The organism is Vibrio aerogenes, from assembly GCF_024346755.1.
Taxonomy (GTDB): Bacteria; Pseudomonadota; Gammaproteobacteria; order Enterobacterales; family Vibrionaceae; genus Vibrio; species Vibrio aerogenes.
The window spans coordinates 1,100,491-1,127,158 of record NZ_AP024862.1; the positions used below are offsets into that span (position 1 = coordinate 1,100,491).

16 protein-coding genes are annotated in these 26,668 nt (G+C 50.4%); 2 read left to right on the forward strand and 14 right to left on the reverse strand.

From position 1 onward, the window contains the following. Position 1: 1 nt before the first annotated feature. From OCV29_RS22375 to OCV29_RS22385, 3 genes are read right to left on the reverse strand one after another with little or no spacing between them, the layout of a single operon-like run. Positions 2 to 4,798, reverse strand: coding sequence for a DUF6531 domain-containing protein (locus OCV29_RS22375; protein ID WP_261887407.1), 4,797 nt, complete (start codon positions 4,796 to 4,798; stop codon positions 2 to 4). Next, positions 4,795 to 5,760, reverse strand: coding sequence for a DUF4123 domain-containing protein (locus tag OCV29_RS22380; RefSeq protein WP_073606127.1), 966 nt, complete (start codon positions 5,758 to 5,760; stop codon positions 4,795 to 4,797). Before OCV29_RS22380 ends, OCV29_RS22375 begins: the two co-directional genes overlap by 4 nt. Beyond that, positions 5,757 to 6,326 carry a hypothetical protein gene (locus tag OCV29_RS22385; RefSeq protein WP_073606128.1) on the reverse strand — a complete coding sequence of 190 codons (570 nt, stop codon included), beginning with the start codon at positions 6,324 to 6,326 and terminating at the stop codon, positions 5,757 to 5,759. Before OCV29_RS22385 ends, OCV29_RS22380 begins: the two co-directional genes overlap by 4 nt. A 354-nt stretch (positions 6,327 to 6,680) precedes the next feature. On the opposite strand from OCV29_RS22385, the gene OCV29_RS22390 reads away from it, so the two are divergent. Further along, on the forward strand, positions 6,681 to 6,929 hold the full coding sequence (locus OCV29_RS22390; RefSeq protein ID WP_073606129.1) for a hypothetical protein: 249 nt from the start codon (positions 6,681 to 6,683) through the stop codon (positions 6,927 to 6,929). 234 nt (positions 6,930 to 7,163) lie between these two features. Here OCV29_RS22390 and OCV29_RS22395 read toward each other — a convergent pair whose 3' ends face one another. Beyond that, positions 7,164 to 7,646, reverse strand: coding sequence for a hypothetical protein (locus tag OCV29_RS22395; RefSeq protein WP_073606130.1), 483 nt, complete (start codon positions 7,644 to 7,646; stop codon positions 7,164 to 7,166). A gap of 130 nt (positions 7,647 to 7,776) precedes the next feature. Here OCV29_RS22395 and OCV29_RS22400 point away from each other — a divergent pair, with 130 nt between their 5' ends. Further along, entirely contained in the window at positions 7,777 to 8,025 is a 249-nt protein-coding gene (locus tag OCV29_RS22400; protein ID WP_073606131.1) for a hypothetical protein, read from the forward strand. Positions 8,026 to 8,253: 228 nt separating this feature from the next. On the opposite strand, the gene OCV29_RS22405 is transcribed toward OCV29_RS22400, so the two are convergent. From OCV29_RS22405 to OCV29_RS22450, 10 genes are all read right to left on the reverse strand, one after another. Continuing rightward, positions 8,254 to 8,727: an SMI1/KNR4 family protein gene (locus tag OCV29_RS22405; RefSeq protein ID WP_073606132.1), complete on the reverse strand. Its 474-nt coding sequence runs from the start codon at positions 8,725 to 8,727 to the stop codon at positions 8,254 to 8,256. An 86-nt stretch (positions 8,728 to 8,813) separates the two neighbouring features. Then, positions 8,814 to 9,266 (reverse strand): SMI1/KNR4 family protein, encoded by a 453-nt coding sequence (locus OCV29_RS22410; RefSeq protein ID WP_073606133.1) that lies wholly within the window; start codon positions 9,264 to 9,266, stop codon positions 8,814 to 8,816. Positions 9,267 to 9,315: 49 nt separating this feature from the next. Further along, positions 9,316 to 9,678, reverse strand: a complete 363-nt coding sequence (locus OCV29_RS22415; RefSeq protein ID WP_073606134.1) for an SMI1/KNR4 family protein — start codon at positions 9,676 to 9,678, stop codon at positions 9,316 to 9,318. A gap of 187 nt (positions 9,679 to 9,865) precedes the next feature. Next, positions 9,866 to 10,303, reverse strand: coding sequence for an SMI1/KNR4 family protein (locus tag OCV29_RS22420; protein WP_073606135.1), 438 nt, complete (start codon positions 10,301 to 10,303; stop codon positions 9,866 to 9,868). A gap of 12 nt (positions 10,304 to 10,315) precedes the next feature. Beyond that, positions 10,316 to 12,787: an RHS repeat-associated core domain-containing protein gene (locus OCV29_RS22425; RefSeq protein WP_449364085.1), complete on the reverse strand. Its 2,472-nt coding sequence runs from the start codon at positions 12,785 to 12,787 to the stop codon at positions 10,316 to 10,318. 233 nt (positions 12,788 to 13,020) lie between these two features. Further along, on the reverse strand, positions 13,021 to 13,467 hold the full coding sequence (locus tag OCV29_RS22430; RefSeq protein WP_217653348.1) for a hypothetical protein: 447 nt from the start codon (positions 13,465 to 13,467) through the stop codon (positions 13,021 to 13,023). A gap of 4 nt (positions 13,468 to 13,471) precedes the next feature. Then, positions 13,472 to 18,343: a deaminase domain-containing protein gene (locus tag OCV29_RS22435; RefSeq protein ID WP_261887408.1), complete on the reverse strand. Its 4,872-nt coding sequence runs from the start codon at positions 18,341 to 18,343 to the stop codon at positions 13,472 to 13,474. Continuing rightward, the gene (locus OCV29_RS22440) at positions 18,340 to 19,305 is read right to left on the reverse strand and encodes a DUF4123 domain-containing protein (protein WP_073604290.1); all 966 of its coding nucleotides are present in this window, start codon (positions 19,303 to 19,305) and stop codon (positions 18,340 to 18,342) included. The genes OCV29_RS22435 and OCV29_RS22440 overlap by 4 nt, the downstream gene beginning before the upstream one ends. Beyond that, on the reverse strand, positions 19,302 to 20,387 hold the full coding sequence (locus OCV29_RS22445; protein WP_073604291.1) for a DUF4123 domain-containing protein: 1,086 nt from the start codon (positions 20,385 to 20,387) through the stop codon (positions 19,302 to 19,304). Before OCV29_RS22445 ends, OCV29_RS22440 begins: the two co-directional genes overlap by 4 nt. Before the next feature lie 295 nt (positions 20,388 to 20,682). Beyond that, on the reverse strand, positions 20,683 to 25,758 hold the full coding sequence (locus tag OCV29_RS22450; protein WP_261887409.1) for a non-ribosomal peptide synthetase: 5,076 nt from the start codon (positions 25,756 to 25,758) through the stop codon (positions 20,683 to 20,685). Positions 25,759 to 26,668 lie beyond the last annotated feature (910 nt).

Consider the following 26,668-nt stretch of genomic DNA (forward strand, 5'->3'; position numbering starts at 1 on the left):
GCTATTTATTCCCTGGTATTTCTTCCGGGTTAGCAGGCCGAACTCCACCTGGTGTTTTCGGATCATGAACATGCGGAGTACCAACATCTTGTTTTGTTACTTTATTGAAGTGAGCTGGTGATTCACCACCATCATACCTTTTTTGTTCAACCCATTTTCTTGGATCTTTTGGATGACTAGGCTTACCGTACTCTGCATAGTGAGTAATTTCTTTAGTTTTACCATGCCTTTTGTAGACAGTATGAGGTCCACTCGCATCATCATCAGGAGCAAGGCGTCCAGACACTCCATCTTTGACAACTTTCTGCTCATGACTAGTATCAGATAGCCCCAACGGATCAACCCAACCCACCGGATTAAACACATATCCCTGCGGCCTCAGTCCCCCCGCAAACCCAATAGGATCAGGACTCAAATACTGACCACTGTCTGAATCAAAATAACGGTTGAGATTATAATAGAGACCGGACTCCCTGTCTTCTATCTGCCCCTGATAACGCAGGTCGCAGGTGATCGCATCATTGACTGCCTGCTCTAAATAACCCCGGTTGACCTGGGTACGCTGCTGCTGGTATTTGCCCCATAAATGCTGGTCACCCTGCCACTGAATTTCCCCGTCCGGGGTGCATAGCTCCTGCGGCGTGCCTGCATGGTCGGTGACAATATAATGCAGCCTTTCCCGGCCTGTGTCATGGTCGGTGGTAATTTGCGCCAGCGGGCGGAAGGTGTCCGGCTCATAGAGATATTCGGTACTTTGCAGCTGCGTGCCGTCAGCGGTGATTTTGCTCTGCTGCACCACCGTGTTGCCATCCCACAGGTAATGCGTTTCTGTCTGGGTTTTGAGGCATTCTTTGGCGATTCGGCGCCCGAACGGGTCGTAGCGGTAGCGGTAACGGGTGCCGTCCGGCAGCTCGATATGCGTCAGCCGGTCTTCATCATTCCAGATAAACCGGGTCGTTTGTGGCCGGAAACCGTCTTTGCTTTCGGTTTTGGTGGTGACCCGGCCGCATTCATCGTAAACGTATTTGAAGCGCCCGGTTTCAACCACCCGCCCGGCGTTGTCGTACTGTTTGGTTTGTCGTTTCAGCCGCTCATCGGCCATCGAAATAACATTGCCCGAGTATTCACTGCCGGTGCCGGTTTCATTGAGGTTCAGCTCGCTGTCGTAACCAAACAGCTGCACAAAGCTGGCTTTGGTTTCCCACGATTTTCGCTGGCGCACCGCACTGATTTGCCCGTTCGGGTTGAGGGTAAATTCGGTGTGGCCGCGGCGTTTATCCTCAATCGCCGTCAGCTGGTCCAGCGCGTCGTACTGATATTGCCGCAGCACCGTGCCGCGCCCGGCCTGGGCGTAACCCGCCCCCAACCGCTGATGAGTCAGCAGCCCGGTCGCACTCCAGTCATGGAACAGGCCAAAACCGGCCTCACTGGTGCGGGCCGATTCCTGACCACTGGCATGATAAGCAAATTTCAGCGGGTCATGTTCACCCATATGCAGCTGCATTAATTGTTGCTGCTGCCACTGATACGCGCGGGCCGTCTGAGTGCCCTGCATCTGTGTCCGGCGTCCCGCCGCATCGTATTCATGGGTGATCGGCGTGCCGTTGAGGTTTTCACTCAGCAGCAATCCCGCCGGGCTGTACTGCATCTCCACCCAGGCATCGCCGTTTTCTGCATATTTCAGCCGTGCTGCTTCATCATATTCATACCAGCTTTTACCGGTCGGATTGTTGTGAGGGTCAAAGCTTTGCGCTTGCAGCAAACGCCCGCACGGGTCGTACTGGTAGTGATAATGATGGCCGTCCGGTTTGGTGCGTTTCACCATCCGCCCGGCCGGATCGTAACTGAACTGCTCTTTGCGGCCGTCGTAATGACGTTCGGTGCTGATTCGACCCAGTGTATCGAACTCATACAACCACTGGTCGCCCTTGCTGTTGGTTACTCCGGCAAATTCACCTTCCGCATTGTAGTGATAATACGTGGTGGCACCCAGCGCATCGGTGACCGATTTCAGCCGGTCAAAAGCGCCATATTCAAAGCGCTGGGTATGGCCGAGGGCATCGGTGACTTCAGTCAGATTACCTTCAATATCGTAACGGAAGCTGGCCGTGGTGCCGTCTTCATAAATCACCTGCGACGGCTGGCTGTGTTTGCCGTCGTAACACCAGCGACGCACCTGCTTGTTGTCGCTCTCGCGTTTCATCAGCCGGTCCAGTACGTCGTAGTGGAACGTCATCCCGTATCCCGTCGCCGGTTCAAGCCGGGTCAGCTGGCCGCGCCCGTTGTACTGATACCGGGTGGTGCTGCCGTCCGGTCCGGTGACCGACTCGCGCAGTCCGTTTGAGGTATAGGTGTATTGCCATTGCCGCCGGTCCGGGTCGGTGATTTGGGTCACATCACCCTGCTTATTATGTTCATACAGCCACTGCGCCCCGGCCGGGTTCGTGTAAGCCGTCAGCCAGCCCTTGTCGTTATAGGTATAAGTGTGCGCTGTGCCGTCCGGCAGGGTCACCGAGGTCACATTGCCCCATTCGTCATGGGTATAGGCGGTGGTTTCGCCCAGTGCATTGGTCTCACTGACCAGCAAATCCCCCTGCCACTGCTGGGTGGTTTCATGGCCTTCGGCATCCATGATTTTTGATGGCAGATTTCGCGCATCGAGATGATAAGCCGTCACCCCGCCAAAGGCGCTTTTATAGTAGTGAATATGATTGTCATCATCGTAGCGCAGCTGGTCGACCCACAAATCATCGGCGCAGCGGGTTGCCACCACCCGGCCCCGGTCATCAAAATCATGCTCGACCCAGGTTTTCGCCAAATCATTCCAGCGGATGAGTTGCCCGGCTTTGTCATACTGATAATCGAAGTTACAGCCCGGCTCCCCCCGCACCTGCGTCAGGCGGCCTTCTTTGTCATAGGCAAAACTGACCAGCTCACGCAGCGGATTTTTCAGTGAGTCACACAGCGTCATGCGCGTGATACGGTTGCGCTCTGTCTCGACCTGCACTAAGCGCTGGTCGCTGAGCATCACCCATTTGAGGGTACCGCGCTCATACAAAAAGGCGTTTTCGTTACCATAGGCATCACGGATGCGGGTCAGGCGCAGCTGACTGCCGACCGCATGCTCAAACCAGTATTGCAGCCCGTCTTTGTGTTTTAAAATCAGCTCACCACAATTTCCCCGGTGCAGCGCCCACTGCGGCATCAGCGGCGAGCGGGTCGGCAAATCCTGATATGGCAGGTCAAACACCGTCTGGTTATCGTCCATATCAGTGAAGGTCGCTTCTTTGCCTTCAATCGTCAGGCACCGGTCCCAGCCACTGCGCCACTGACTGCCGGTCAGCCCGGTAAAGCGCCGCCCACCCGAGTGATAATAGCGCTGATGCGCCAGCGGCAGCAGTCCGGCCACGCTAAAGTCGGTGCGCTGCTCAAACATTTTCCCGGTCAGCAGGTCAATCGGCTCACCGCCTTCCTTACACTCGTGGGTCGGCTCCTGTTTCTTCCCGGCGTCTTTGTCCTGCTGCGCTTTATGCTGACGTTCCACTTCAGCCTGGTCGGCATCCCGTTTATGGTAATTCTCTTTGCCCGCATTGGTGCTCTGCGGCGTTTCCATGGTCTTTTTCTTATACGGCGTGCCGGTTTTGTGTGTCACCACCTTGTCCACAAACTCATCGACTTTCGACTTGATTTTCCCCGTCATCTCATCGATTTTGTTTTCCAGCTTTTTCATCGCCTCCACAAGCTTCATGAAGGCATCTTTCATCAGCACCACCGCCCAGTTGTTGCTCTTGTTCACCGCATCCGTCAGCCCGGCGATGATTTCCTGCAACAGCTTCTTCGCTTTGCCCGCATACTCATCCAGCGTGCTGCCGAACTTCTTCAGATACTTGACCAGATTGCCGTTCGACAGGCTGCGCAGGATTTTAATCGCCTTCTGAATCACCCGCGAATCAGCCTTTTGCAGCGCTTCGATAATCGTTTTACCGGTCTTTTTGGTCGCATCCCCCAGCCCCGGTATAAAGCCAATCACCACCAGCACGCCACCGGCCCAGTGCCAGAAATCCAGCTCGTCTTTGGTGCAGGTATCCCAGCCCCAGCAGCCCAGGTCATACAAATCCATCGCCTGACCGACCACCGGCACAAACCCCAGCGCCACCTCACAAAACAGCAGAATCGCCGTGTTGTCATGCGCCAGACCCGCCATTTCCCCCGCCAGACTGCTGTGAATCTTGTTCACTGCCTTGCGCAGGTCTTTTGAGCCGTGGTTGATTTCTTTGACTAATTCCTGAAACCGGTCATACGCCGGCGCATATTCATCAGGAATGCTGCCTTTCATCCAGTGGCGGTCGATATCAATCTCATCATCCGAGCTGTCACTGGCATCATATTCCAGATAACCCGCCCGGTTGAGCGTCGCATACAGGGCAAAATATTCCCCCGCCAGCACCGCATATTTGGGGTTATTCTGCAATACCGGATTGTTCTCCATCGCATCTTCCGGCTTGAAGGTGTCTTTGCCCTCCCCGAGCATCAAATCATACCCGCCGCAGCCCATGTCTTTGACCTTCAGCAGCCCGTTGTCATCTGTGGTGCCGCTCACCTCCGTTTTGTTACTGTCGGTCAGCACCACTTCTGCCCCGGCGATGGGTTGGTCATCGTCATAGTGATAGCGGATAAACAGCTCACAGCCGCATTTTACGCAGCCACAGTCCAGCACCTTATCGGTGGAGAAATTCTGCTCAGCCGCCTCGACACTGGACAGAATGTCGGCTTGTTTCTGCTGGTTACTCTTACTCATACGACGTCTGACTCCTCATCATGCGCTTCTCCTAATGCTTTCAGTCCCCGTTCGACCAGCCGGTCTATCCGGTCTTTCAGTCCTTTCACCTGATTCTCCCGCAGAATTTCCTGCGCCCACGGCCGGGTGATAAAATCCTCCCCCACCGCAATCGTCAGGGTCAGGTATTTCAGCTGCTCAACACGGTCACCAAAGCCGTGCGATTTGGCCTGGCTGAGATGGGTGTATAAATAATCATCAAACCGGGCTTCATCCCAGTCTGCGGTTTCTTCGCCGTGGTGTGTTTGCAGGTGCTGCTGATATTGACGGTAGCGCTGCTGCTCCGTGCGGATGGTCAGCGCTTTATCCTGCGGCGCTGTCAGCACCAGCGGCAGCTCAATGGTCGATGCCTGCGCAATATCCGGCGGGGTCTCAAAGGCCAGATAATCCACGGTCTCTGCCCCCGGCTGCCAGTAAGCCACCGCGCCCAGCGGGCCGCGCAGCTGATGGCGGCTCAATTCGCCGCTTGCCTGCCACAGGGTGGTGAATATCTCCCAGTCACTGATGCGCAAAATGATCGTCCCTTCCTGCGGGTAATCCACCAGCGTCCACGCCCGCAGATGACGCAGCACCATCTCCAGCTGCTGCGCCGGGGGCTGTGACAGCAGCGACGGGTCCAGCCGCACCGCCATCCCCCACGGCGGCTGAGTGGCGATATATTCTTCAAACCATTCAAACGACTCCGGGCGCAGCAGGTGCGGCGACAGCGCAGCGTTCTTCTCCCCCATCGCGCCCCAGAACAGCCGGTTTTTATCCGGCGTATCCTGCGCTTCGGCAAACATCATCACATCATCATTGACCGAGGCTTCCGCCACCAGAAACCAGCCCGGCTCACTGAGCATCGCCTGCCAGTCCGCCAGCGGGATTTGGGTCGGCGCTGTGCGCATCAGCGCTGCTGCCGGTTCGTGTGCCGTCTCGTTCATTGGGACTCCGTATTGTCAGTTGCAGAGGGGGAATCCGCCATCAGACTCTCCGGCCAGCCTGCGGTGCGGTAAGGGGCCAGTTCATCCTCCCGGCCCCGGAAACGATCATCAAACTCACCGGTGGCCTCGCGCAGCGGATAAAATTTACGCAGCCGGACAAATTCCGGATGCCGATAATAACCATCGCCTAAATGAAAGCGGTACACCGCAAAGGTGCGCCGGGCCAGCAAATCTGATGACGGAAACAGCGACTCTGCCAGCGCCATCCCTTCTTCATAACCGGCGACCATCGCCTCGCGGGAAATCGCCCGGCCATCACGCACCGTCAGCCGGGTATATAAATCATCGAGAAAGGCTTCCAGCAGCTGCGGGTAATACAGCTCGTCATATTGCGGCTGGGTGAGATGCAGCGGGAAGTCATCAAACGGAAGTAAGTCCGGGTCGCTCATATCTGCACCGGACACTGCAATAGTCAGCGGCTCAACCGGGGCCAGTTTGAGTTTATTGTCGTCGGCTTCATCGCGCTGCGGGAGGTAAATTTGCTTTCCAAGTGTTGTATGTAGCAATCATCAACAGCCAGAAACAGACCCGAGCAGAAAACACGACTCAGATCACATTCCCTCATACTAAAACCATACTTTTCTGTCTTGAATAAAACATCTGGTCCAATTACTCTACCCCGGCACTGCAAAAAACAGTGTCGGGTTTGAGACCCCGTTCTCGCAATGCACATAGATGCCGACGTGAGTCGGTTTTTCTATGTGCTGCTTTAGTGCACCTGAATTATGGTGGGCTGGATGAGGCAACCTTCGGGTTGGCCGTGTATTGCGAGCGGTAGTCTCAACCTTGTTCAGCTCACCACCCATTGATTGAGACCTTTGCTTGGTGATAAATTTTCAATCGCAAAACGGAGGCACATCATGCCGACATCAAACTATTTCCATCAAGCCAAACTCACCCCGGAGCAGGAAAAACGGCGCTTCAATCCTCAAGAACCACAAGTCAATGACACCGACTTGAATATTCACCTCAAAGCCCGCGAATACCTGATGTTGATGCAGGCCGTTCTTTCCAGTCATCCCCAGATTGAGTACCGGGATTTATGGCAGATTCAGGTGTTTATTCATAATTTGATTACTGATTCAGAACGTGAATATCTGGCTGGGTAAGTTCAGCCAGCCATTGCGCTTTTGTTCTTTTTTGGGGAGCAGCCATCATTTTATTCCTATGGTGGAAAATGACAGTTTAGCCCGGTTGTTTTTGAGCGGTTAGGTGGGTTGCCCGGACGCTTACCCCTCAGTCGGGGTGATTCAGGTTTCTTTCAACCTGACGGGTTTGCCAGCTTCGCTGGGCAAACTAAAAAGCCGGGATAGTGATCCCGGCTGTTAGCTATCTGATCTAGCTTATTTATCTATTAAGTAAAGTGTATTTGGAGGACAACTATTTACACAATCAGCAACGACAATATTTTCAAATGACTCAATAGAAACATGTTTTATTTGCTCTATTTCATCGCAGAAACTAATTGAAAAACCTAGTTCTCGCACACAATTTTTTTGCACTAGGCATTTAATGATCTTCGTGATTTCAAAAACTCTGTCCTTTAGCATCGAGGGAAACTTCTTCTGAAAGTCACTCTCTGATACATCATTTGGATCGTAGTCTTCTTCCTCAAGCAATATAGTTGCAGTGTTAGATGTATTCGAATCTGATATTACAAACTGAGTAATATCGTTTCGCTGCAAATGACTTTCAGGATAGTTATACAATTTTAACTCATCCGTAAATTTAAACCCGAAAGGTGTCACTTGCTGCACATCTCGCTCTAAATCTATCAATTCATTTTTTGGGACTGAATTTATATACCCGATAATCGTTTCACTCATTATTCACTTATCCAAGGGCCAATAGGAGTACCACTTTCAGTTCCTAACCTCGCTCAGCTCGCCACCCAGAGCGTAGGAACCTTTGTGTAGCGATTTCTATTAATTGTCACAATACGTAGAGAGGCTCACTATGCCTAAATCAAACTATTTCCATCAAGCCAAACTCACCCCGGAGCAGGAAAAACGGCGCTTCAATCCTCAAGAACCACAAGTCAATGACACCGACTTGAATATTCACCTCAAAGCCCGCGAATATCTGATGTTGATGCAGGCCGTTCTTTCCAGTCATCCCCAGATTGAATACCGGGATTTATGGCAAATTCAGGTATTTATTCATAATTTGATCACCGAATCAGAACGTGAATATCTGGCTGGGTAAGTTCAGCCAACTACTGCGCTTTTGTTCTTTTTTGGTGAGAAGCCCATCATTTTATTCCTCTGGTGAAAAATGACAGTTTAGCCCGGTTAATTTTGAGAGGTTAGGTGGGGTTGCCCGGACGCTTACATTGCGCGAGCAACTGGCACAGTTAAAAGCGGCGCTGGGGTGAGTTGAGTGAGTCAATAGCCGGGATGGTGATCCCGGCTGTTAATGAAGTGCAGATAAACATTAATCATATGCTTCATCTTCATCAACCAATGAATTAGTAAAATCTTCAAATGACTGACAAATAAATCTCTTATTTCTATTCATATTTTCGTGATTGTCTAAATCTTCACACCATCTATCTACTGCATAAAAAAATATTTCATTCATTTTATTTATACAAATATAATTACCACCCCAATCAACAGCGAATGGTAATAAATCACTCGGCAGGTAGTTTTTTTGTACTCCTTTCTGATATGTATCTTCCATATTATTTTCAGTGCCACATGGATATTTCACATGCAAAAAAGAGGAAATACATATTGGATCGAATTCCTTATGAGCAGGAAAATGATCGGGGTCAGGTTCCCCACCGTTGTTCTTTAAATAAAAGTTTTTAAATTGTTCCGGAAGCTCAAAACCTATTATTTTCTCCAAGTTCAAAAGGTCACCAAGAGCTAATTGTCTTCCCGTATTCTCTAATTTTATGTTCATTATTCTTACTTATTACTAACACTTTGAGTGTATATATTTTGAACCGGATTTGAGACCGGCACACAAGTCACCGGCTATATCGATTTTTATTCTGTTCTCAGTTCCACATATTCTTCTAAGAAAAGTTCAAAAGAATCATACATTGTTTTATCTGGTTCCTGCTTGAACAGATTATAACTAACGATCTTACCAAATTCGTCCGGCAATAAATTGATACACCAACAGACCTCATCTTCCCTAAAATATATAACGGCAAAATAATCAGGTAATCCAAATTCTTTTCTGCAATAAAATGTATCAAACAGCATGCCACCATGAGATTCTGTTAATGCATCATCAGAAATGATTCCGGATATATTTTCTTCTACAGTACCACCCCCGCCAACTAAGCGGAAAAAACTATTTAATGATTCAGGAAGTATCGCCCCTAACTCCGACTCTAAGAGGTGGATCTGTTCATCACTTGCCTGTCCTAACCAAAACACTTCGTCATCAGCATTATTATTTAAATGATTAACCAACTCAGCGATTGTTTTCACTATTACCTCGTAAATGAGTAATATATCTAATACTATCAAATTAGGCATATCACGTACGAATCAATGAGTATATATCTTGAGCCGCCTCCTCCATTGGGATGCTACCTAATGCCCCTAAATCTAGGCTATAAATCTTATCATCACTACTTTTTAATCTGATAAAATAGCCCAAGTCCCCATCCTGACCAATCATGAAATATTCCGGAGCATATATATGAACTTCATATGTTTCATTTCTCTCTTCAAGATCAAAACAATTATAAAAATATACAAAATCTCCATTATATATTTCAATTTCATACGGCTCATTATCTTTAATATTCTCTTTAAGATATCGTCTATATAATAAAGGAAATTTAGCTGACAATTTTTTCTCGATTGACACTATTGCTAATTCTATTTTGTTACTCATAAAATTACTTTATATATCAAAGAATAAGGTGTAGTTGCACGGACGCTTACATTGCGCGAGCAACTGGCACAGTTAAAAGCGGCGCTGGGGTGAGTTGAATGAGTCAAAAGCCGGGGTGGTGTTCCCGGCTTTTGGTTGTAGTACCGTTTCAGATAAGCACCTAGTTCGGAAATTCAACTAGCTCCTATTAATTTTTATACAACCTGCTAATGAATTTTTCGAATTTTTCTGAGATCTGGAAAAAACTCTCACCATCACAGTCATAAAGATAAATATGACCATAATCACCTTCTTTTAACGAAATGAAAATAGTATGACCACCATCATCATATGCGAAAGGTACATATTCTCCTTCTTGATATTCTTCACCTGTGTCTGGGTTCTCAATAGATTCAATGTCAGATACAAGTTGTTCAATTGTAACTTTCCCATATTTTATAGGGTTAAAGCCACCGACAGGTAAACCCCATAAATCATTTTCTACATCTTCCTCTGCTAAAAAACCACCATTGATTCTTATATAATGCTCTTTAAAGGATAATGGTAACTTAGCGGAAAAAAGTTTCTCAAATTCTGTATATTCATCTTCAGTTAATTTTTTTTCATAATGAACAAGCTCAACCACAATTCATCTCCTCTACCATTTTTTAAACAAATACTTTTTACCTGTTGCTTTTTTATACTGACTGACCCCACCAGAATGCTGAATTCCATTATGTGCATCAACCCTTACTAATTGCATTGTGCCCTGATTTGTAACAGGATCATAATCATCCAAATGGTGCCAGACATATTTATCACCATTAAGACTAGGTGTAGATTTTTGACCAAACCCTTTCATACTAGCTGCTTCAAAATCCGCATGATAATCTCCTGTGTAATCAATTTTGACAATTGATTCTACAGGAGAACCGTCTGGCTTAAATCTTTCAGGATTCGAATATAACGCATTACTCTCGGAGTAATCTAACCCTCCATTATCATTACGTTTTACTCCTGAAAAGCCTCTTTCTTTCAGCTTCCCAATCGGGCATTTAGCCAATCCCAACGGATCGATATATCCAACTGGATTATCCACATACCCCTGCGGCCTCAGTCCCCCCGCAAAGCCAGCAGGATCAGGACTCAAATACTGACCACTGTCCGCATCAAAATAACGGTTAAGATTATAATAGAGACCGGACTCACTGTCTTCTATCTGCCCCTGATAACGCAGGTCACAGGTGATCGCATCATTGGCGACCTGCTCTAAATAACCCCGGTTGACCTGAGTGCGCTGCTGCTGGTATTTGCCCCACAGATGCTGGTCGCCCTGCCACTGAATTTCCCCGTCCGGGGTGCATAGCTCCTGCGGCGTGCCCGCATGGTCGGTGACAATATAATGCAGCCTTTCCCGGCCGGTGTCATGGTCAGTGGTGATTTGTGCCAGCGGCCGGAAGGTGTCCGGTTCATACAGATATTCCGTGCTTTGCAGCTGCGTGCCATCAGCGGTAATTTTGCTCTGCTGAACTACCGTGTTGCCATCCCACAGATAATGCGTTTGGGTTTGGGTGCGTTCACATTCTTTGGCAATTCTGCGCCCGAACGGATCGTAGCGGTAGCGGTAACGGGTGCCGTCCGGCAGCTCGATATGCGTCAGCCGGTCTTCATCGTTCCAGATAAATTTTGTGGTTTGTGGCCGGAAACCGTCTTTGCTTTCGGTTTTGGTGGTGACCCGGCCGCATTCGTCGTAAACATATTTGAAGCGCCCGGTTTCAACCACCCGCCCGGCGTTATCATACTGTTTGGTTTGTCGTTTCAGCCGCTCATCGGCCATCGACACCACATTGCCCGAGTATTCACTGCCGGTGCCGGTTTCATTGAGGTTCAGCTCGCTGTCGTAACCAAACAGCTGCACAAAGCTGGCTTTGGTTTCCCACGATTTTCGCTGACGCACCGCACTGATTTGCCCGTTCGGGTTGAGGGTAAATTCGGTGTGGCCGCGGCGTTTATCCTCAATCGCCGTCAGCTGGTCCAGCGCGTCGTACTGATATTGCCGCAGCACCGTGCCGCGCCCGGCGGGGGCGTAACCCGCCCCTAAACGCTGATGGGTTAACAGCCCGGTCGCACTCCAGTCATGGAACAGACCAAAACCGGCCTCACTGGTACGGGCCGATTCCTGACCACTGGCATGATAGGCGAATTTCAGCGGGTCGTGCTCACCCATATGCAGCTGCATTAATTGTTGCTGCTGCCACTGATAGGCGCGGGTGGTTTGAGTGCCGTTCATGGCTGTGCGTCTTCCCGCCGCATCGTATTCATGGGTGATCGGCGTGCCGTTAAGGTTTTCACTCAGCAGCAGTCCCGCCGGGCTGTACTGCATCTCCACCCAGGCATCGCCGTTTTCTGCATATTTCAGCCGCGCCGCTTCATCATATTCATACCAGCTTTTGCCGGTCGGATTGTTGTGAGGGTCAAAGCTTTGGGCTTCCAGCAAACGCCCGCACGGATCGTACTGGTAGTGATAATGATGGCCGTCCGGTTTGGTGCGTTTCACCATCCGCCCGGCCGGGTCGTAACTGAACTGCTCTTTGCGGCCGTCGTAATGACGCTCGCTGCTGATGCGGCCCAGCGTATCGAACTCGTACAACCACTGGTCGCCTTTGCTGTTGGTCACGCCGGCGAATTCACCTTCCGCATTGTAGTGATAATACGTGGTGGCCCCCAGCGCATCGGTGACCGATTTCAGCCGGTCAAAAGCGCCATATTCAAAGCGCTGGGGATGGCCGAGGGCGTCGGTGACTTCGGTCAGGTTGCCTTCAATATCATAGTTAAAGCTGGCCGTGGTGCCGTCTTCATAAATCACCTGCGACGGCTGACTGTGTTTGCCGTCGTAACACCAGCGACGGACCTGTTTGTTGTCGCTCTCGCGCTTGATTAACCGGTCCAGTACGTCGTAGTGGAACGTCATCCCGTATCCGGTCGCTGGTTCAAGCCGGGTCAGCTGGCCGCGTTCGTTGTACTGATACCGGGTGGTACTGCCGTCCGGTCCGGTGACCGACTCGCGCAGTCCGTTTGAAGTATAGGTGTAGCGCCATTGCCGCCCGTCCGGGTCGGTGATTTGGGTCACATCGCCCTGCCGGTTATGTTCATACAGCCACTGCGCCCCGGCGGGATTCAGTGAGTTGAGTATAAAACAGCCGGGATGGTGATCCCGGCTGTTGGTTTAAAGATGTCTCATTTGAGTATTTATTTTCTAGCTTGATGAATGCGGCATAAAATTATAAACAGTCTCCTTAATTCTTAAGGTCCAATCTATATGAAACCGTTTATTCCTAAATTAGCTGCGGAATCTCGAATATATTATTTTTGATATTTATTATATAACTCTATTTCGGCTCGTATATAATCACTAAATAAATAGTCTGTCTTTTTAATTTCTTCTCCTTCCGTATAGCAATAAACTCTTGGATTATCATTTCGCTCTAAAAAAAACAAAGATGAATATCCTTGATGCAATAAGAATGCAAACATGCCTTCAGGAACTTTTATCCCATTTTCATCCATTAATTCAATGGTACACTCATTTATATCATCTAATTCATCATATAGTACATCAGTTCCTTTTTTAAAATCCCCCGATGATATTCCAAGTAGAGAGAGATATATTTTATAATATTCTGGCAATAGCCCATATTTATTTTCTAGATCAGATAGTTGATTATTACTACATCCTTTTACAGCACCATCTTTAATTTCCAAAACTGATATAAAGTCATTAATCATATTAATAAATTTATCTTTATTCACTTGGTTATCCCCATATCACATTCACTTCAATATTTGGATACATCTTTTTAAATTGATTTATTACTTCAGAACATGACGGACAACATTCCAACTCAGAGTACAAATCAATTTTTCCTGTTGCAGATGTCGGATATTTACTAGCTATATGCTCAAATATTTTGACTTCTGAGTCAAAAGCTCTATCGTGGCCAACTTCAAATGTAGAGAATTTTCTATTATCTACATCTGGAATTTTTACAAATGGTGCGTCATTTGTATTCTTTCCACTTACGGCATCGGCCATACCCTTTTCTCCATTAATTTCATAGTCAGAAGTCGCAATATTTCTTTTCTTTCCGACATTTCCGCTATCTCTATACTGCTTAGCTCTTCCTTTTGGACATTTTGCTAACCCCAACGGATCAGCCCATTCCATCGGATTATCTACGTAAGCCTGCGGCCTTAATCCCCCCGCAAACCCAATAGGATCAGGACTTAAATACTGCCCGCTCTCCGCATCATAATAACGGTTGAGATTATAATAGAGACCGGACTCCCTGTCTTCTATCTGGCCCTGATAACGCAGGTCGCAGGTGATCGCATCATTGGCGACCTGCTCTAAATAACCCCGGTTCACCTGGGTGCGCTGCTGCTGGTATTTGCCCCATAAATGCTGGTCACCCTGCCACTGAATTTCCCCGTCCGGGGTGCACAGCTCCTGCGGCGTGCCCGCATGGTCGGTGACAATATAATGCAAACGCTCGCGGCCGGTGTCATGGTCGGTGGTAATTTGCGCCAGCGGGCGGAAGGTGTCCGGCTCATAAAGATATTCGGTGCTTTGCAGCTGCGTCCCGTCCGCCGTCATTTTGCTCTGCTGAACCACCGTGTTGCCATCCCACAGATAATGCGTTTCTGTCTGGGTTTTGAGGCACTCTTTGGCAATTCTGCGCCCGAACGGATCGTAGCGGTAGCGGTAACGGGTGCCGTCCGGCAGCTCGATATGCGTCAGCCGGTCTTCATCGTTCCAGATAAATTTTGTGGTTTGTGGCCGGAAACCGTCTTTGCTTTCGGTTTTGGTGGTGACCCGGCCGCATTCGTCGTAAACATATTTGAAGCGCCCGGTTTCAACCACCCGCCCGGCGTTATCATACTGTTTGGTTTGTCGTTTCAGCCGCTCATCGGCCATCGACACCACATTGCCCGAGTATTCACTGCCGGTGCCGGTTTCATTGAGGTTCAGCTCGCTGTCGTAACCAAACAGCTGCACAAAGCTGGCTTTGGTTTCCCACGATTTTCGCTGACGCACCGCACTGATTTGCCCGTTCGGGTTGAGGGTAAATTCGGTGTGGCCGCGGCGTTTATCCTCAATCGCCGTCAGCTGGTCCAGCGCGTCGTACTGATATTGCCGCAGCACCGTGCCGCGCCCGGCGGGGGCGTAACCCGCCCCTAAACGCTGATGGGTTAACAGCCCGGTCGCACTCCAGTCATGGAACAGACCAAAACCGGCCTCACTGGTACGGGCCGATTCCTGACCACTGGCATGATAGGCGAATTTCAGCGGGTCGTGCTCACCCATATGCAGCTGCATTAATTGTTGCTGCTGCCACTGATAGGCGCGGGTGGTTTGAGTGCCGTTCATGGCTGTGCGTCTTCCCGCCGCATCGTATTCATGGGTGATCGGCGTGCCGTTAAGGTTTTCACTCAGCAGCAGTCCCGCCGGGCTGTACTGCATCTCCACCCAGGCATCGCCGTTTTCTGCATATTTCAGCCGCGCCGCTTCATCATATTCATACCAGCTTTTGCCGGTCGGATTGTTGTGAGGGTCAAAGCTTTGGGCTTCCAGCAAACGCCCGCACGGATCGTACTGGTAGTGATAATGATGGCCGTCCGGTTTGGTGCGTTTCACCATCCGCCCGGCCGGGTCGTAACTGAACTGCTCTTTGCGGCCGTCGTAATGACGCTCGCTGCTGATGCGGCCCAGCGTATCGAACTCGTACAACCACTGGTCGCCTTTGCTGTTGGTCACTCCGGCAAATTCGGCTTCCACATTATAGTGATAACGGGTTGTCGCACCGGTCGGATCCGTCACGGCACGCAGTTTATCAAACGCCCCATATTCAAACCGGCGGGTATGACCCAGCGTGTCGGTCACACTGGTTAAATTGCCTTCGATATCATAACTGAAGCGGGCCGTGGTGCCGTCCTCATAAATAATTTGTGAGGGCGTCAGCTGTTTGCCTTCATAACACCAGCGCCGCACCTGTTTATTGTCGCTCTCGCGTTTGATCAACCGGTCCAGTACATCGTAGTAGAACGTCATCCCGTATCCGGTCGCCGGTTCAAGCCTGTGCGGCAAACCCTGATCGTTATACTGCCAGCGGGTGACGCTGCCATCCGGCCCGGTCACACTGTCGCGCAGGCCGCGTGAGGTATACGTCTGAAGCCACTGCCGCCCGTCCGGGTCGGTCACTTTAGTCACATCACCCTGCTTATTATGTTCATACAGCCACTGCGCCCCGGCGGGATTGGTATAAGCGGTCAGCCAGCCTTTGTCGTTATAGGTGTAAGTGTGCGCCGTGCCGTCCGGCAGGGTCACCGAGGTCACATTGCCCCATTCGTCGTACTGATAAGTATTCGTCTCACCCAGCGGATTGGTTTCACTGACAAGTTTATCGCCCTGCCAGTGTTGTGCTGAACGATGGCCTTCCGGGTCAACAATGGCTTCCGCCCGGTACGCTTCATTGAGATGAAATTCGGTGATCCCGCCAAAGGTACTTTTATGATAGTGGATGCGCTTTTCATCGTCGTAACGGACCTGTCCGCTCCAGTAGCCCTCCGCACAGCGGTTATCCGTCACCCGCCCCTGCTCATCATAATCATGCTCAGCCCAGGTTTTCGCCAAATCCTGCCAGCGGGTGAGATAGCCTTCCGGACTGTACTGATAGTCAAAGTTACGTCCCGGCTCACCACGAACAGACATCAGCCAGCCTTTGTTATCATAGGTATAACGGGCCAGCTCGCGCAGCGGATTTTTCTGTTTGTCGCACAAAGTCAGACAAGTGATACGCTTACGCTCTGTTTCCACTTTGACTAAACGTTCATCACTCAGCATCACCCATTTCAGTGTGCCGCGCTCATACAAAAAGGCGTTTTCATTGCCGTAAGCATCACGGATGCGGGTCAGGCGCAGCTGTGAGCCAATCGCATGCTCAAACCAGTATTGCTGACCGTCTTTGTGTTTTAAAATCAGCTCACCACAATTTCCCCGGTGCAACCAGTATTGTGGCTTTTCAGCCGACTGAGTCGGCAAATCCTGATACGGGAGAATAAATTCGGCAGTGGTGTAATCTTCATCGGTAAAGGTCACATCGGTCCCGTTAACTTCCAGACTGATATCCCAGCTGCTGCGCCATAAGGCGCCCATCAACCCGGTTTCCCGGCGGCCAACCGAATGATAATAGCGGCTGTGGATCAGCGGCTGGAAACCCGCCACGACAAAGTCCTGACGGGATTCAAACACCTGCCCGGTTGAAACATCCACCGGATCGTCTTTACACACTATCGGATCTTTTTCTTTGGCTTTGGTCTTGTCTGTTGGTGTTTCCGCATCTTTAGCCTGCTGCGCTTCATGCGTTTTTTTCAGCTCAGCATCTTCCAGATCTTTTTTACGGTAATTCTCTTTGCCCGCATTGGTATTCACCGGGTCTTTCATGGTCTTTTTCTTATACGGTGTGCCGGTTTTGTGTGTCACCACCTTGTCCACAAACTCATCGACTTTGGACTTGATTTTCCCCGTCATCTCATCGATTTTGTTTTCCAGCTTTTTCATCGCCTCCACAAGCTTCATGAAGGCATCTTTCATCAGCACCACCGCCCAGTTGTTGCTCTTGTTCACCGCATCCGTCAGCCCGGCGATGATTTCCTGCAACAGCTTCTTCGCTTTGCCCGCATACTCATCCAGCGTGCTGCCGAATTTCTTCAGATACTTCACCAGATTGCCGTTCGACAGGCTGCGCAGGATTTTAATCGCCTTCTGAATCACCCGCGAATCAGCCTTTTGCAGCGCTTCGATAATCGTTTTACCGGTCTTTTTGGTCGCATCCCCCAGCCCCGGTATAAAACCAATCACCACCAGCACGCCTCCGGCCCAGTGCCAGAAATCCAGCTCGTCTTTGGTGCAGGTATCCCAGCCCCAGCAGCCCAGGTCATACAAATCCATCGCCTGACCGACCACCGGCACAAACCCCAGCGCCACCTCACAAAACAGCAGAATTGCCGTGTTGTCATGCGCCAGACCCGCCATTTCACCCGCCAGACTGCTGTGAATCTTGTTCACCGCCTTGCGCAAATCCACCGAGCCGTGGTTAATCTGTTTGACTAATTCCTGAAACCGGTCATACGCCGGCGCATATTCATCAGGAATGCTGCCTTTCATCCAGTGGCGGTCGATATCAATCTCATCATCCGAGCTGTCACTGGCATCATATTCCAGATAACCCGCCCGGTTGAGCGTCGCATACAGGGCAAAATATTCCCCCGCCAGCACCGCATATTTGGGGTTATTCTGCAATACCGGATTGTTCTCCATCGCATCTTCCGGCTTGAAGGTGTCTTTGCCCTCCCCGAGCATCAAATCATACCCGCCGCAGCCCATGTCCTTGACTTTCAGCAGCCCGTTGTCATCCGTGGTGCCGCTCACCTCCGTTTTGTTACTGTCGGTCAGCACCACTTCCGCCCCGGCGATGGGTTGGTCATCGTCATAGTGATAGCGGATAAACAGCTCACAGCCGCATTTTACGCAGCCACAGTCCAGCACCTTATCGGTGGAGAAATTCTGCTCAGCCGCCTCGACACTGGACAGAATGTCGGCTTGTTTCTGCTGGTTACTCTTACTCATACGACGTCTGACTCCTCATCATGCGCTTCTCCTAATGCTTTCAGTCCCCGTTCGACCAGCCGGTCTATCCGGTCTTTCAGTCCTTTCACCTGATTCTCCCGCAGAATTTCCTGCGCCCACGGCCGGGTGATAAAATCCTCCCCCACCGCAATCGTCAGGGTCAGGTATTTCAGCTGCTCAACACGGTCACCGAAGCCATGCGATTTGGCCTGGCTGAGATGGGTGTATAAATAGTCATCAAACCGGGCTTCATCCCAGTCTGCGGTTTCTTCGCCGTGGTGTGTTTGCAGGTGCTGCTGATATTGACGGTAGCGCTGCTGCTCCGTGCGGATGGTCAGCGCTTTATCCTGCGGCGCTGTCAGCACCAGCGGCAGCTCAATGGTCGATGCCTGCACAATATCCGGCGGGGTCTCAAAGGCCAGATAATCCACGGTCTCTGCACCCGGCTGCCAGTAAGCCACCGCGCCCAGCGGGCCACGCAGCTGATGGCGGCTCAATTCGCCGCTGGCCTGCCACAGGGTGGTGAATATCTCCCAGTCACTGATGCGCAAAATGATCGTCCCTTCCTGCGGGTAATCCACCAGCGTCCACGCCCGAAGATGACGCAGCACCATCTCCAGCTGCTGCGCCGGGGGCTGTGACAGCAGCGACGGGTCCAGCCGCACCGCCATCCCCCACGGCGGCTGAGTGGCGATATATTCCTCAAACCATTCAAACGACTCCGGGCGCAGCAGGTGCGGCGACAGCGCAGCGTTCTGCTCCCCCATCGCGCCCCAGAACAGCCGGTTTTTATCCGGCGTATCCTGCGCTTCGGCAAACATCATCACATCATCATTGACCGAGGCTTCCGCCACCAGAAACCAGCCCGGCTCACTGAGCATCGCCTGCCAGTCCGCCAGCGGGATTTGGGTCGGCGCTGTGCGCATCAGCGCTGCTGCCGGTTCATGTGCCGTCTCGTTCATTGGGACTCCGTATTGTCAGTTGCAGAGGGCTTGTTGGTTGCAGGAGAAGCCTCTGCCGTCAGTTCATCCGGCCAGCCTGCGGTGCGGTAAGGGGCCAGTTCATCCTCCCGGCCCCGGAAACGATCATCAAACTCACCGGTCGCCTCGCGCAGCGGATAAAATTTACGCAGCCGGACAAATTCCGGATGCCGGTAATAGCCATCGCCTAAATGAAAGCGGTACACCGCAAAGGTGCGCCGGGCCAGCAAATCTGATGACGGAAACAGCGACTGTGCCAGCGCCATCCCTTCTTCATAACCGGCGACCATCGCCTCGCGGGTCAGCGTCCGGCCATCGCGCACCGTCAGCCGGGTATATAAATCATCGAGAAAGGCTTCCAGCAGCTGCGGGTAATACAGCTCGTCATATTGCGGCTGGGTGAGGTGCAGCGGGAAATCATCAAACGGGAGTAAGTCCGGCCCGGATGCCGAAGTGGTCAGCGGCTCAACCGGGGCAAGTTTGAGTGTGTTGTTGTCGGCTTCATCGCGCTGCGGGAGGTAAATTTGCGTGTGACTACCGAAAAAGCGCAGGCGCTGCGCCGGGGTGAGGATCCGGTGCCAGACGTGAAAAACCGCCGGGTCGTACCAGCGGGGCATGATGTAAGTCCCATCGGGAAAGTAGCCATCGACCCAGGGCCGCCAGTGGGCTTTAAGGGAGTCAAAATCGCCGTCCCACACCCCGGCCAGACCAAAACCAGCGGCGGCGGGTTCGTTTTCATCCAGCCAGTAGAACAGGGTTTCCGCAGGATTGCCGTCCGCGATACACATCAGGATCGGCGAACCTTCCGCCATATACTGAAGTGCGGTGCCGCGCACCAGCTCACACCACTGCACATCGTCGCGGTATTTCATGGTGTCCCAGAATTCGCTGGCTTCGTCGGATTTATACCTGTCATATAAAAGGTAAAAGGTTTTCCCTTCTGACGCGGTCATAACTTCAAACAGTGTCTGTAACTCACTCACAACTTCATCACCTAACGTCTCCGGATTGGCCGGAAATAACAAAGACATCGTCCATAACAACCGAAGCCGGGGCGATGTCATCAAAGTGTGGTATCCGGTGTGTTCAACATACCCGGATATATTTAGACTGACATCCACTTCAGCAATGGTTATGCCACTTTGGCAAACATCAAAGAATCAATGGGTTGTAGTTATATATTTATAAATACAGGCAAGATCTTGCTCAGAAGCGAGCAAAAAGTTGCCCGGCGAGCAAGATCTTGCCCGGTAAATATGGAATCAAGATCACAAAAACCCTGACGACATGATCCATCAGGGCGTGTATCAGATGGGTCCGTCAGCGCTCCCCCGGAACGCTGACAAGACGGCACTGGATTTATACGGGCATTTCATCCGGTTGTTCCTGCGTCACTTTGGCCCCATAACAGGCATGACGAATGGCAACCGCAGCTGAAAAGTCTTTCAGAACCGGCGCATCAAACAGCATCTTTAATGAGAAATCAATACCATGTTGACGGGCCTGATTGACCAGCTGAATCGCCATCATCGAGTGGCCGCCAAGGGCGAAAAAGTCATCTTCCCGGCCAACTGAATCAACTGCCAGCACCGATTCCCACAAGCGGGCCAGCGTCTGCTCCGTTTGTCCCTGAGGCGGCGTATAGTCACAGCGGATATAGTCATCATTTCCGGGCGCAGGCAATGCGCGGAAATCGACGCCTGAATGCATGATGGTTGTCGGTGAGCCCTCTTCATCAAACGCATCCACATCACAGACCGGCCGGGACGGCGAACGTTCCAGCACACTGACCAGACGGGCCAGCGTCCCGGTGACCATCGTACCCACCAGTCCGCAACTGACCCGGGCATCCACCTGAAGATCAAGCGAGAAGCCTTCTCCGGGACAATCATTGACCGACAAAGACAGCGGGAAAGTTGAACGTTCTTCTTCCATGACAATATCCACCGGTAAATGCTCCAGCACATCGACCTGCGCATTTCCTCCCTGATAGCGATAGTTCAGCAGGCTGCTGAACAAGGGCTGACTGGCAGGCACACCACTGCATTGTTGCACCTGTGACAGGGGGGTATGTTCGTAATCCATCAACTCTGCCAGCTGGTGATGAATGGTCCGGACCATTTCGTCTGTGGGCGTTTTATCCAGCCGCATCCGGAAAGGCAGGGTGTTAAGAAACAGCCCCAGTGTGCGGTCTGAACCCGCTCCGGCAGACATCCGGCCAAGTAAAATAGTGCCGGTAACCACATCGTCACGTCCACTCGCCGAACGAAGTACCAGCCCCCAGACCAGATGGAACAGACTGGCCGTACTCACCTGATGCAGTTTTGCCTGACGGCGTAATCGCTGCGCCAGCCGGTCATTGACAGCCAGATGCAATGTGTTCACCTGCCCGCCTTCACCTTGCGTATGCGCTAAGCCAAACGGGACTGAAGGCATTGAGAAATCCCCCAGCTGACGGGAGAAATACGCCCGCGCGGCCTGTTCGTCCTGCTGTGAAACTTTGCCAATATAGTTGCGAAATGGCAGCGGTTCAGGTAACTGTTCTGCTTTACCCTGCCAGTGCGCCTGTACCTCTTCGATCATCAGTTCAAGACTGGTGTGATCGGTACACAGGTGGTGCATCCGCAGGCACAGCAGCCAGCGTTCATTGGCGGCATCTTCTGCCTGATACGCTTCGATCATCGGTGCATGGCTGACATTGATCCGGCTGTGTTCCGGACGAAAACGCCGTTCCAGCTCATCGGCGACATCTTCAGCCCCGAGATTGAGCGTCACAACATCCAGCGGTGCATTTCGCCAGACGATTTGCACCGGTTGATCCAGTCCTTCCCATGCCATCGAGGTTCGCAAAATGTCGTGACGGCGGATCACCTTCTGCAATGCATCCGTAAATGACAGGAGCATTTGCTGGTCGGGAAATGCCTGAATCATCCGAATCGTGTATAAATCGCCCTGTTTTTGCAACAGATGCTGAACCAGCAGCCCCTGTTGCAGCGGCCCGGCCGGATAAATGTCCTGCACATTGGCGGCACCACCGGGAATTTCAGACACCAGCATATCGATTTGTGCTTGTGTCAGGCTGACCAGGGGTAACATATCCGGCGTAATTTGATGGCAGTCCTGCGGAATCAGTGAAGGCGGAATATCTTCTGCCGGTGGTTTTTCTGCGGCGATCAGGGCTGCCAGCTCTGCCAGAACCGGCTGCTCAAACAGTGTCTTCACCGTGAGCTGATACCCCTGTTTTCTCAGCAACTCACTCATCTGTACAGCCAGCAGTGAATGCCCGCCCAATTCAAAGAAATTGTCCATCCGGCCTGCTTTTTCCACACCAAGCAGGGATTGCCATACATCGGCCAGCACTTTTTCTGCCGGTGTCCGTGGCGCTTCGTACGCCTGCCGGACAAATGAACTTTCATCCGGTTGCGGCAGGGTTCTGTAATTCACTTTGCCATTCGCAGTGAGTGGAATGTGCGCCAGGCGAACATAAGCCGCCGGGACCATATACTCAGGCAACACCTGACTCAACTGCTGTTTCAGGTTCGCCGCTGAGACCGTTTCATACCCGTCATAAAGCGTGTAATAAGCAACCAACCGCTTCTCTGTGGACGACTGTCCCTGTAATGCCTGTCCTTTTAGTGGTGCCTGTCCTTCTAACGTTTGTCCTTTTGTTAACGGTGCCTGTCCTTGTAAAGATTGTCCTTGTAAAGATTGCCCGCTGATTGCCACCACGACGGCATTTTTCACGCAGTCACAACGCTGCAACGCCGAAGCCACTTCACCGGGCTCGATTCTGAATCCACGGATTTTGACCTGGCTGTCATTCCTGCCTAAGTATTCAATGGTGCCATCAGGCAGCCAGCGGGCCAGATCACCGCTTCGGTACATCCGGGCGCCCTGCACTTCAGAGAAAGGGTCAGCCAGAAAACGTTCCGCGGTTAAATCGGGGCGATTCAGGTATCCGCGCGACACACCAGTGCCGCCAATATAAATTTCACCTTCCACACCCACCGGAACCAGCTGACGTTGTTCATCCAGAATATAAATCTTCATGTTATTCAGCGGACGCCCGATATGCAGCACTGAATCGTCTGCGCAAATGGCTCCGGACGTTGCAACCACCGTTGTTTCGGTCGGGCCATAGTTATTGACCAGTGTAAAACCGGCATCCGGTTCAGGAAGTACATTCAACCGGTCACCACCGACCAGCAGGGTTCTCAGTGTCGGATGCTTGATCCTGCGGGCAAAAGCCAGTTCTGCAATCGGCGTGGAAAGAAACCCAACCTGAATCGGTTGATTGACCCACCAGTTAAGCAGCTGTTCCGGATCACGCGAGACAGCCAGCGGCGGCAGAACCAGATAAGCACCGGCACATAGTGGCGGCCAGATTTCCCACACTGCGGCGTCAAATCCCATTCCGGCAACACTGGAAGAACAGTCTCCTGTCTGCAAATCAAATGACTGGCGATGCCAGTGGATCAGGTTGGTCAGCGTTTTGTGTTCAACCATCACACCTTTGGGTTTTCCGGTCGAGCCAGAGGTATAGATGATATAAGCAAGATTATCCGGTGTCAGATTGCCGCGCGGTAGATTTTCTTCTGAGTAATCAACCCACAGATAAGCATCCGTACGAAAGTTGATATGATGCATTTTCGACCGGCCCATGTCCTCATCCGGAAACACTCCGGCCCACACTTCACCGGATAAAATGCCATCGGTCAGCAAAGCATCCGGTGTGCTGTCTTCGAGAATATACTGAATCCTTTCCTGTGGGTAATTCGGGTCCAGCGGTACATAGCCCGCGCCGGCTTTGAGCGTCGCCAGCATAGCAACAATCAAGCCACTGCCCCGGTCAAAACAAAGAGCGACCCGTTTTTCAGGGCCAACCCCCAATTTGCGCAGATAACGGGCCAGCTGGTTCGCCTGTGCATTCAGCTCACCATACGTCATACGATGGTGATGACAGACAACGGCGAGAGAATCCGGTGCGGATGCCGCATAGTGTTCAAATAGCTCATGCGCACAGAACTCAGCCGGATATGGCACCTGTGTATTGTTCCACTGTGCCAGAATCTGCGTCCGCTCTTCAGGCAGAAGCCAATCATACTGTGTGACGGGTAAATCTGGATTTTGTGAAGAGGCAATGGAGAAAAAGTGAACCAGACGGCGGAAATGGGATTCGATACAGGCTTCATCATACAAGGCTGTGTTTGCATCGATACACAGTTCCAGCCCGTTTTCAGCACCACGATCATAAATATTCACCGACAAGTCATCGGTAGGACCAAGGCAAAGATTATGCACCGCAACCGGGTACGCTCCGAAGCGGATATCATATTCAAATGGCATGATATTGATGGAAGTTGAATAAAGCGTACCACTTTCGGTGCTGAGGTTCAGGTCAGAACGCAATGTTTCCCCGCGGTAACGCTGATGCCGGACAACAGCCGTGACCTGACGCTTCACCTGCTCCAGGCATTCCCGTAACCGGATATCCGGGTTCAGTGACAACCGCAGTGGCAACACATTGGTCATCATCCCCGGAAAAGCCCGCAGCATCCGGCTGTTTCGGGCCATCACAGGAAAGCCAAGCACCAAGTCTTCTTCTCCCGTGACCCGGTAAAAGTAGAGCGCGATCAGGGCAGTGAGAAGTTGTGGCAGCGTCGTCCCGCATGTCACAGCAAATTGTCGCAGCGACTGGTTGGTTGCATCAGGTAAATAGACCTGACGGCGCAATACATCAGCACAAGCCATTTCCTTCCCGGCCAGACTCAATGGCTCTGGCCGGTTTTCCATCAGGTCGCCCCAATACTGACGATCACGTTGAAACTGTTTGGATGCTTCATAATTTTGATCCGCCAGCATAACATCAGATAAACGGGAAAACGGACAGGCTGGCGGCGTTTCTCCGGCAATCAGTGCAGAGTATATTTGTGCCAGACGGGAAGAAAAAAGCACTCCGCCAAAGCCATCCATCATGATGTGATGACCGCTGAGATAAAACAGGAAACGTTCCGGCGCAACGCGAAGTAACGCCAATGAAAAAAGAGGCCCTTGCTGTAAGTCAAAAGGCCTCTCCATATCAGATGTCATCCATTCACGGGCAGCTGCATCCGGATCATCTTCACCACTCATATCAAGTACCGGAAATGGCCAGAATGGCAATGAAATCAGCCGTTGCCGTGGCCCGTCCGGCGTTCGTTCAAAAACCAGATGGCAAGATTCAGTCTCACCAATCGTTTGACGTGCTGCTGTTTCAAAAAGGTCGGTCCGGACCGGGCCGAAAATTTCCAGACACTCAGTGACCTTATAAACTTTGGGATTTGCTTTTTGGTTAATTTCCTGAGCAAACCAGATGCCCCATTGTGCGGTGGAGAGCGGCAGCAAAAGCTCTTCAGACCTTTTTTTTTCAGAGAGGTTATTACTTTGATAATTCATATAACACCAACTTCCATATTATTAACGGTTAATCATATTTTTATTTCAGGACGTAATAAGCCTGTCATCCGTCAAATACTGAGGCCAGTAAAATAGAGATGAATCCGTCCCATTTTTATAATTTTTTAAATATAAACATCATGAATAAACAACAATTTATGTAACGCACAACAACTAATTCATAACGAACATATAAAACCGAATATAACAAAAAGCTTTTTATACTCAAGTGAATCAAATATTAAATAATTGTTTAACAAAACAGTTCAATCAAATAACTATCTCATCATTAAAAAATGACAAAATAAACAAAAAAACAAAGGAAAACCCAATAAAACATATCATTAAAATATTTTTAAAATATATATAAAATATATTAAACACAAAGAAAAACAGATAGTTAAAAAGACACAAAGAACACTATCATCATTAAAAATACAACAAAGTATTATAATTTAATTATTTTTAGCATTTAATATAAATGATACAAAAAACACTAACCTGTATATAAGTTTATCAAGCATACAGATAAACCATAACTCAGAATAAGATATGATAATAACTTATCAAACCAGTTGTATATTTTTTATTTTAAATAAATCCAGAATAACAAACCTTTTTGTGGTGATTTTTTATACAAATCGCATCGATTAACACTTAATTAACAAAAATAGAAAGAATATTATACTAACAAGCCTGTATATTTAATAAATATAGCGTAAACGACATATCACAAAAGGGAATATTATGTTTAATATTTAACAAAATATGGCTCATATCTAATAATACATCTGTTATTTATTTATCATCATCTTAATAAATATCTGCATATCATGAATATTTATAAGAGCTGACAAGTTATAGGCGCAGTTATCGGCGAGTTATCGGGGACAGGCACCAGAAACCATGA